The 8,194-nt window shown below is 72.1% G+C and carries 9 protein-coding genes; 5 read left to right on the top strand and 4 right to left on the bottom strand.

The features are described 5' to 3' along the window. Positions 1 to 182 precede the first annotated feature (182 nt). Positions 183 to 731 (bottom strand): TetR/AcrR family transcriptional regulator, encoded by a 549-nt coding sequence (locus AB0A74_RS41910; RefSeq protein ID WP_358258704.1) that lies wholly within the window; start codon positions 729 to 731, stop codon positions 183 to 185. Between the two features lie 14 nt (positions 732 to 745). On the opposite strand from AB0A74_RS41910, the gene AB0A74_RS41915 reads away from it, so the two are divergent. Together AB0A74_RS41915 and AB0A74_RS41920 are read left to right on the top strand one after the other, a co-directional pair. Next, a complete protein-coding gene (locus AB0A74_RS41915; RefSeq protein ID WP_358258706.1) occupies positions 746 to 1,183 on the top strand; it encodes an SRPBCC family protein in 438 nt (145 codons plus the stop codon). A gap of 160 nt (positions 1,184 to 1,343) precedes the next feature. After that, positions 1,344 to 1,958 carry a DedA family protein gene (locus AB0A74_RS41920; protein ID WP_358258708.1) on the top strand — a complete coding sequence of 205 codons (615 nt, stop codon included), beginning with the start codon at positions 1,344 to 1,346 and terminating at the stop codon, positions 1,956 to 1,958. Here AB0A74_RS41920 and AB0A74_RS41925 read toward each other — a convergent pair. Together AB0A74_RS41925 and AB0A74_RS41930 are read right to left on the bottom strand one after the other, a co-directional pair. After that, entirely contained in the window at positions 1,943 to 2,581 is a 639-nt protein-coding gene (locus AB0A74_RS41925) for a response regulator transcription factor (protein WP_358258709.1), read from the bottom strand. The genes AB0A74_RS41920 and AB0A74_RS41925 overlap by 16 nt on opposite strands. Next, positions 2,572 to 3,672, bottom strand: coding sequence for a histidine kinase (locus AB0A74_RS41930; protein WP_358258711.1), 1,101 nt, complete (start codon positions 3,670 to 3,672; stop codon positions 2,572 to 2,574). The genes AB0A74_RS41925 and AB0A74_RS41930 overlap by 10 nt, the downstream gene beginning before the upstream one ends. Before the next feature lie 67 nt (positions 3,673 to 3,739). On the opposite strand from AB0A74_RS41930, the gene AB0A74_RS41935 reads away from it, so the two are divergent. After that, the gene (locus tag AB0A74_RS41935) at positions 3,740 to 5,038 is read left to right on the top strand and encodes a styrene monooxygenase/indole monooxygenase family protein (RefSeq protein WP_358258713.1); all 1,299 of its coding nucleotides are present in this window, start codon (positions 3,740 to 3,742) and stop codon (positions 5,036 to 5,038) included. Here AB0A74_RS41935 and AB0A74_RS41940 read toward each other — a convergent pair. Then, positions 5,016 to 6,050, bottom strand: a complete 1,035-nt coding sequence (locus AB0A74_RS41940; protein WP_358258715.1) for an FAD-dependent oxidoreductase — start codon at positions 6,048 to 6,050, stop codon at positions 5,016 to 5,018. The genes AB0A74_RS41935 and AB0A74_RS41940 overlap by 23 nt on opposite strands. Before the next feature lie 110 nt (positions 6,051 to 6,160). Here AB0A74_RS41940 and AB0A74_RS41945 point away from each other — a divergent pair, with 110 nt between their 5' ends. After that, a complete protein-coding gene (locus AB0A74_RS41945; protein ID WP_358258717.1) occupies positions 6,161 to 7,195 on the top strand; it encodes an LLM class flavin-dependent oxidoreductase in 1,035 nt (344 codons plus the stop codon). A 286-nt stretch (positions 7,196 to 7,481) separates the two neighbouring features. Continuing rightward, a complete protein-coding gene (locus AB0A74_RS41950; protein ID WP_358258719.1) occupies positions 7,482 to 8,009 on the top strand; it encodes a hypothetical protein in 528 nt (175 codons plus the stop codon). Positions 8,010 to 8,194: the final 185 nt, after the last annotated feature.

Here is an 8,194-nt window from a genome sequence, read left to right on the forward strand (position 1 = left end):
GGTTGCCTCCGGCAGGCCGTACGGGGAACGAACCGACGCCCTTCCACCCCCCGGGGGCCTGCCGCGCGGCGAGCGCCGCTTTTAGCTCTTCGCTCCTCGCTCTTCGCTTTCGCTCTAGCTCTCGCTCTCGCTCTCGCTTTCGATCTTGAACGCGCGAAGCGCACCCTCAAAGCTCCCAACCCTCAGTCAGCCATGAAGTCGATGAACATGTCCATGGCGGCAGTCACCGCCTCCACGTCGTCGGTCGCCACGAGGTCGAGCAGCAGTCCGCGGACGACCGCCAGACCGAGCCGCGCCCGTGTGTGGGCCTGCTCCGCCGGATACCCCCGCACCTCCTCCATCCGGGCGATCGGCTCGACCCACGACTCCACGATCCCGTCCATCAACGCCGTGGTCCCGCGCCGCCCCTGGGCCGCCTGCCCGTACAGCTCGAAGAACAGCCGCTCGTGGGCCCGCAACGCCGGATCGGTCAACGCCCGCCAGAACTGCCTGGCCAGCTCCACGTGGTCGGACGCCTCCAGGGTGGACAACAGGGCCCGCTGGTTGGCCTCCACCGCCCGGACCACCTCGACCAGCAGTCCCTCCTTGGACCCGAAGTGGTAGATGAGCATCCGGTGGCTGGTGTTCACAGCGGCGGCGATTTGGCGCAGACTGAGGTCGCCCAGGCCGTGTCGGGCCAGGTGGTCGACGACCTGGTCGAGCAGCCGGGTCTTGGCCTCTTGTTCACCCATGTACCAGATGGTACATGTACCACATGGTACAACGAGTGGACGTCACCGTGCACAGCGCCGCTCCGCCGGCCCGCGTGTACCGCTTCGCCGCGGACAGCTCCACCTGGCCGGACTGGTCCCCCGTCCTGCGCTACGAGCGCGAGCGGCCGGGTGACGCGCACGGCGTCGGCGAAGTGCGGGTGTTTCACAACCGCGGCAGGAGGAACCCCACCCGGGAGGAGGTGGTCGAACTCACGCCGAACCGCAGGGTCAGCTACGTCTTGCTGTCCGGCCTGGCCATCCGGGACTACCGGGCGTTCATCGACCTGGAGTCCGAGGGGGAGGGCACCCGCATCCGCTGGCACTCGTCGTTCCACCCCAAGGTGCCCGGCACCGGGTGGTTCTACCGGCGGGTGTTGCGGCTGGTGATCTCCCAGTACGCCAGGGGGTTGGCCGCGCACGCGGAGCACTGACGTCCACCAGGGCGAACCGGTCCGGGATTCTCCACCCGGACGAACCAAGACCGAGTTCCCCGCAGGGGTCCGAGTTCCCTGAAGGACTGAGGTTTTCCACACCCCTGATGTGCGGTCCGCTTCATGGCCCGGGCCCCCGCGCGTCCCTAGCGTGAGGATCATGGATGTCAAGTGGGTCACCGACCTGATGGAAGCCTTCGGCGCGCCCGGCGCCGGGATCGCGATCGCGCTGGAGAACCTGTTCCCGCCGCTGCCCAGCGAGGTGTTCCTGCCGCTGGCCGGTTTCACCGCGTCGCGGGGCGGCATGAGCCTGATCGCCGCGATCCTGTGGACGACGGCCGGCTCGGTCGCGGGCGCGCTGGTGCTCTACTACGTCGGCGCGCTGCTCGGGCGGGACCGGGTCCGCCGGATCGCCGAGAAGATGCCGCTGGTCAAGGTCTCCGACGTGGACAAGACCGAGGACTGGTTCCAGCGGCACGGCCGCGCCACGGTGTTCTTCGGGCGGATGGTCCCCATCTTCCGCAGCCTGATCTCCATCCCCGCCGGGGTGGAACGCATGCCGCTGCCCACCTTCATCGCCTTCACCGCCGCGGGCAGCGCGATCTGGAACACCGCCCTGATCCTCGCCGGGTACGCGCTGGGCGAGAACTGGCACCTGGTGGAGCGGTACCTGGGCGTCGCGTCCAAGGTCGTGATCGGCGTGGTGGTGCTCGCGATCGCGTGGTTCGTGGTCTCCCGGTTGGTCAACCGCAAGAAGGTTCAGGACCGCAGGTAGCGCAGGATCGCCAGGACCCGCCGGTTGTACCCGTCCACATCGGACAACCGCAGCTTGTCGAAGATCGAGTTCGCGTGCTTCTCCACGGCGCTGCGCGAGACGTGCAGCTTCGCCGCGATCGCGTTGTTCGTGTGCCCCTCGGCCATCCGCGCCAGCACCTCCCGCTCCCGCTCGGTGAGCACGTCCAACGGGTGCTCGGTGCGCGCGAGCAGGCGGCGCACCACCTCCGGGTCGAACGCCGCGCCGCCCGCGCCCACCCGGCGCAGCGCGTCGAGGAACTCCTCCACCTGCATGACCCGGTCCTTGAGCAGGTAGCCGACGCCGCCGGCGTGCTCCCCGAGCAGGTCGGCGGCGTAGCGCTGCTCGACGTACTGCGACAGCACCAGCACGGCCACGTCCGGCAGCGACCGCCGGATCTCCAACGCCGCCTTCAGCCCCTCGTCGGTGTGCGTCGGCGGCATCCGCACGTCGGTCACCACCACGTCCGGCCGGAACGCGGCGACGGCCTTGAGCAGCGCTTCCGCGTCACCGACCGAGGCCACGACCTCGTGGCCCTCCTCCGCCAGCAGCCGGGCCAGACCCTCGCGCAGCAGCGTCGAGTCCTCGGCCAGGATCACCCGCACGGGACCTCCGCGGTGATCACGGTCGGGCCGCCCGCCGGGCTGTGCACGGCGAACGTCCCGTCCAGCGCGAGCACCCGCCGGGACAGCCCCGCGAGGCCGCCGCCCGCCGGGTCCGCTCCCCCGCCGCCGTCGTCCTCGACCCGCACCCGCACCCGCACGGCGCGCCCGTCGTCGGTGCCGTCCACGCGGCTGTCCGCGCCGATGTCCACGCGGATCATCGTCGCACCCGAGTGCTTGACCGCGTTCGTCACCGCCTCCGACACCACGAAGTACACGGCCGTCTCCACCTCCGGCGCGACCCGGAACCGTCCACAGTGGATCCGGACCGGGATGGACGACCGGTCGGCCACCGCCTCCAGCGCCTCGGCCAGCCCCAACGAGTCCAGCGCGGCCGGGTACACCCGCCACGCGACCTCCCGCAGGTCCTCCAGGACGTGCCGGGACTCCTCGTGGGCCTGGCGCAGCAGGTCGCCGGCGTGGTCGGGGTTCCGGCGGGCTCGGCCCAGCAGCATGCCCAGCGCCACGAGCCGTTGCTGGACGCCGTCGTGCAGGTCGCGCTCGATCCGCCGCCGCTCGGCGTCCACCGCCGCGACGATGCCCGCCCGGCTCAGCGACAGCTCCTCGACGCGCCGGCGGAGCAGCTCGGCCTCGCTGGGCCCGAGGTAGCGCCGCGCCACGCCGCGTTCCAGCGCCACGACCCCGCGGATGCCCTGGACCTCGATGTAGAGCAGGACACCGCCGATCAACGCCGTCCACAGCGTGGCGACCACGTCGTCCTGCCACGCGATGCCGTCGAGCCCGTCGCGCACGATCCGCACGGCGGCAATCACCCCGAGCACGACCCCGTAGAACAGCCACGCCAGCACGAACCCGCCGAACAACCCGACCGGGGCGCGCACGGCCAGGTACTTCACCGCCTGCGGCCGGGTGGGCGCGGCGCTGTCCACGTCCAGGAACCGCCGGACGCGCCACCGCTCCAGGTCGGCGTACCGGGTCGCCACCGGGCGCGCGAACACCACCACCAGCAGACCGCCGATCCCGGTCGCGAACCCGAGCAGCAGTCCGACGACGACGCGCACCCCCCGAAGCACGAGGTCGAGGTTAGACGACCCGTTCGTCGGATTGGCAGCGCGCGGGACCCCTCGAAAGGATCACCCGATGCGGTCAATCGCGGTCGTCGGGGCCGGACAAGCCGGGGTCGTGCTGTCGGCGGCGCTGGTGCGCGCCGGGTGGCGGGTGACCCTGTGCTCGGACCTGTCCGCCGACGACTACCTGGAGACCCCCGGGCGGCCCACCGCGTGCCTGTTCGGCGACCAGGTGGCCTACGAGGCCGAGCTGGGCCTGGACTTCTGGCCGGAGGCGCCGCGCGCCCACCGCATCCACCTGGACCTGCACGAGGACGGCGGGTCGGTGCTGTTCTCGGTCGACGCGCCGCTGCGCGCGCCGGCGCTGGCCGTGGACCAGCGGTTGAAGTTCGCCTTCGGGTTGCGCGAGTTGGCGCGGCGCGGGGTGCGGGTGGTGACCGGGGCGGTCTCGAAGGGCGACCTGGACTCGTTGGCGGCCTCGCACGACCTGGTCGTGGTGACGGTCGGGCACAAGGCGTTCCAGGGCTTGTTCGCGCGGGACGACGCGCGCAGCACGCACACGACGGCGCAGCGGCGGCTGTTCATGGTGAACGTGCACGGCTACGACCTGGACGCGTACCCCGAGCACCGGGACATCGTGTTCTCGTTCGTGCCGGGGACCGTGGAGGTGTTCTGGGTCCCGTTCTGGGACAAGGACGCCGGCGAGTCGCGGTCGATCGTCGTGGAGGCGGTGCCGGGCGGGCGCGCGGACCGGTTCCGCGAGGTGGCGTCGGCGGCCGAGGGGCTGGAACTGCTCCGGTCGCTGGTGGGCGAGTTCTTCCCGGCGCGGTCGGGGTTCCTGGCCGGGGTCGCGCCGACCTCGGCGTGGCTCAAGGGGGCCGTGGTGCCGGTGGTGCGGGACCCGGTCGCCGTGCTGCCGTCGGGTCGGCACGTCCTCGGGATGGGCGACGCCGTGGTGCTCAACGACCCGCTGGCCGGGCAGGGCGCGAACAACGCGACCCGGATGGCCCGGTTCTTCGCCGAACGGCTGGACGCCTACGACGGCACGGCGCGGTGGCTGCGGGCGCGCTTCGACGAGTGGTGGGAGACCGGGCGGTACACCAACGCGTTCAGCGACGGGATGCTCGCGCCGCTGACGTCGTACCAGCGGGCGGTGCTGCTGGCGGCGTCCCGGGACCCGGTGATCGGCGAGCGGGTGTGGGAGGGGTTCAACGACCCGGCCTCGCTGTTCCCGTGGTTCTTCGACGCCTCCGCCGCGTGGGACTACCTGGGCACGCGCGGGGTCGGGCGGTGGGACGTGCTGCGGTTGCAGGCGGCGGTGGCGCGCAAGGTGCTGGCGCGCAAGGTGTTCAGGCGGCCGGCTCCCGCGTGAGCAGGCCCTGGAGCTCCTTGGCGGCGGCCCGTCCGGCCCGCGTGGCGCCGACCGTGCTGGCCGACGGGCCGTAGCCGACCAGGTGGACGCGCGGGTCGGCCACGACCCGGGTGCCGTCGAGCCTGATGCCGCCGCCGGGTCCGCGCAGGCCGAGCGGGGCGAGGTGGTCGAGGGCGGCGCGGAAGCCGGTGGCCCAGAGGATGACGTCCGCGCGCTGTTCGGCGCCGTCGGGCCGGACCACGCCGTGCTCGGTGACGCGGGCGAACATCGGCTGCCGGTCGAGGGTGCCGTCGGCGAGGGCGGCGCGGACCCGCGGGGTGAGGCTGAGCCCGGTGACGCTGACGACGCTGCGCGGCGGCAACCCCGCCCGGACCCGCTCCTCGACCAGCGCGACGGCGGCCCGACCGACCTCGGGGGTGAACGGTTCGTCGCGGAAGACCGGTTCGCGCCGGGTGGCCCAGGTGGTGGTGGCGGCGGTGGTGGCGATCTCCAGGAGCTGCTGGACCGCGCTGGTGCCGCCACCGACGACGATGACGTGCTCGCCCGCGAACTCCTCCGGTCCCCGGTACTGGGAGGAGTGCAGTTGGCGGCCCTGGAAGGTCTCCTGGCCGGGGTAGCGCGGCCAGAACGGGCGCGTCCAGGTGCCGGTGGCGTTGACCAGCGCTTTCGTCAGCCAGGCGCCTTCATCGGTCTCGACCCTGAGGAGCCCGTTCTCGTCGCGGACGGCGTGGACGTGCACCGGGCGGCGGACGTCGATGCCGTTGCGGCGCTCGAAGTCGGCGAAGTAGGCGGGCAGGACCACGTTGGCGGGCGCGGTCGGGTCGGGTTCGGCGAACGGCATGCCGGGCAGGTCGTGGATGCCGTGCACGGTCGCCATCCGCAGCGAGTCCCACCGGTGTCGCCAGGCGCCGCCGGGCCCTTCGCCGGCGTCCAGCACGACGTGCTCCAGCCCGGCCCGCTGGAGGAAGTAGGCCGCCGACAACCCGGCCTGACCAGCTCCGATGACGACCACGTCCACGTCCCGGGCAACGCCCGGCCGCCGGCGCCGCTTCCCCGGTGTGACGGACGAGTCAGTCGGGTCACAGCCGGAAGGCATCCGGGGGAACCGGCGTTGGTGCCGGTATGAGCCGACTTCGTGACATCCCGCTGTCCGTGCTCGACCTCGCCCCGGTCACGACGGCGACGGACGCGCGCACGGCGCTGCGCCACACCCGTGAGCTGGCGCAGCGCGTCGAAGCCCTCGGCTACCACCGGTTCTGGCTGGCCGAGCACCACAACATGCCCGGCATCGCCAGCTCCTCGCCCACGATCCTCATCGGCCACGTCGCCGACGCCACCACCACGCTGCGGGTCGGCTCCGGCGGCGTGATGCTGCCCAACCACCCGCCGCTGGTGGTGGCCGAGCAGTTCGGCACGCTGGGGGCGCTGCACCCCGACCGGATCGACCTCGGCATCGGCCGCGCGCCGGGCACCGACCAGAAGACCGCGCGGGCGTTGCGGCGCACCAGCGGGCCGCTGTCGGTGGACGACTTCCCGCAGCAGCTCAGCGAGCTGATCGGCTACTTCGACGGCACCGAGGACCTCAAGGCGGTGCCCGCGGAGGGCAACAAGCCGAACGTGTGGCTGCTCGGGTCCAGCGGCTACAGCGCGCAGGTGGCGGGCGTGCTCGGGCTGCCGTTCGCGTTCGCCCACCACTTCAGCGCCGAGAACACGCTGCCCGCGCTGGCGCTCTACCGCGAGCGGTTCCGGCCGTCGCAGGTGCTCGCCGAGCCGTACGCGATGGTGTGCGCGTCGGTCGTCGTCGCCGATTCGGCGGAGCACGCGCGGTACATCGCGGGTCCCGGCGCGCTGGCGTTCCTGCACCTGCGCTCGGGCCGCCCGCAACCGCTGGCCGGCAACGCCGAGGCCGCCGCCTACCCGTACACCGACCTGGACCGGCTGATCGTGGAGGACCGGCTGTCCACGCAGGTCATCGGCGATCCGACGCAGGTCGCGGAGCAGTTGGGGCAACTGCTCGCCGACACCGCGGCCGACGAGCTGATGGTCACGACGATGGTCGCCGAGCAGTCCGACCGGGTGCGCTCCTACGAGCTGTTGGCGGAACTCGCAGAACTCTCACGTTCATCCGAACGAGTGAAGACTGAAGTAGAGGTGTAGCGGACGGCCGAACGGCGGCGATCATTCCAGTGAGCGCGCACGCCCCCCGACGCGCTCATCAACTCCCGGGCCCCGCGCCCGGAGCACGACCGCCGCCGCGGTCCGCGTGGGTGGCGCCGCGAGACTGTGGCGCTGCCCACGCGGGCGGCCGCGCGTCATCACGGCTTGGCCACAGGCCGGCACCAGGTCCGCTTCAAGCCCCCGTTCAGCCCCCGAGCGCCGCCGCACCCCGTCATGGTGGTGGGAGTCGTTGGAAGCCCACCGCCGGGGCGGGAAGGGGAGGTTCGTGAGATTCGCCAGACTGGCCGTCGGCCTGTGCCTGGCGGGGGCCTTGGCGGGATGCGCGGACCCTTCCGGTCTGGCCGACGCCGTCCCCGAGCCGACCTCCGCGAGCACAGCACCGGCACCCCCCGCCTCGACCTTCACCGCCTTCGGCGCGCAACGGGTCTGGGGCAACGGCCTGTCCATCACGGTCTCCCCGCCGAAGTCGCTCAAGCCCAGCGACACGTCGTTCCCGAAGTCCCCGCGCACAGCGGTCTTCGTGGTCACCCTGGTCAACGGCACCGCCACCACCTACCGCACGGGACAACTGGCCGTCCGGGCGACGGTAGGCGGCGACCCGGTCCCCGAGGTCCTGGACACGGTGCAAGGCCTCAACGGCCTGTCGGCAGCGATCACCGAACTGGCCCCCGGCGCGGACACGAAGCTGACCTTGGCCTTCGCCGTACCGGAAGGCCCAGTACGCCTACAACTACTGATAGAACCCAACGGCGCCAACCAAGACCCAAGCGCCACCTTCGAGGGCCTCGCCTAACCCACACGCACCACCCCACGCAACGCAACGCCGCTTCGACGCGCAACTCCGCTCGACGCGCGCAGCGCGGAGCACAGGGCCTGGTGAGGTCACACCCCAACCCGGGCTTCTTGCTTGTGTCATCTCCGTATGGCCTGCCCGAAGGGCTACCACACTTTTGGCCGGGTGCAGCCGAATTTTTTGTG

The organism is Saccharothrix sp. NPDC042600 (assembly GCF_040647305.1).
Lineage (GTDB): Bacteria > Actinomycetota > Actinomycetes > Mycobacteriales > Pseudonocardiaceae > Actinosynnema > Actinosynnema mutabilis.

What these genes read in the sequence shown, in the direction of transcription:
- AB0A74_RS41910 (WP_358258704.1), bottom strand. Translation starts at nt 731, where the DNA reads ATGGGTGAACAAGAGGCCAAGACCCGGCTGCTCGACCAGGTCGTCGAC.
- AB0A74_RS41920 (WP_358258708.1), top strand. Translation starts at nt 1,344, where the DNA reads ATGGATGTCAAGTGGGTCACCGACCTGATGGAAGCCTTCGGCGCGCCC.
- AB0A74_RS41915 (WP_358258706.1), top strand. Translation starts at nt 746, where the DNA reads ATGTACCACATGGTACAACGAGTGGACGTCACCGTGCACAGCGCCGCT.
- AB0A74_RS41935 (WP_358258713.1), top strand. Translation starts at nt 3,740, where the DNA reads ATGCGGTCAATCGCGGTCGTCGGGGCCGGACAAGCCGGGGTCGTGCTG.
- AB0A74_RS41945 (WP_358258717.1), top strand. Translation starts at nt 6,161, where the DNA reads ATGAGCCGACTTCGTGACATCCCGCTGTCCGTGCTCGACCTCGCCCCG.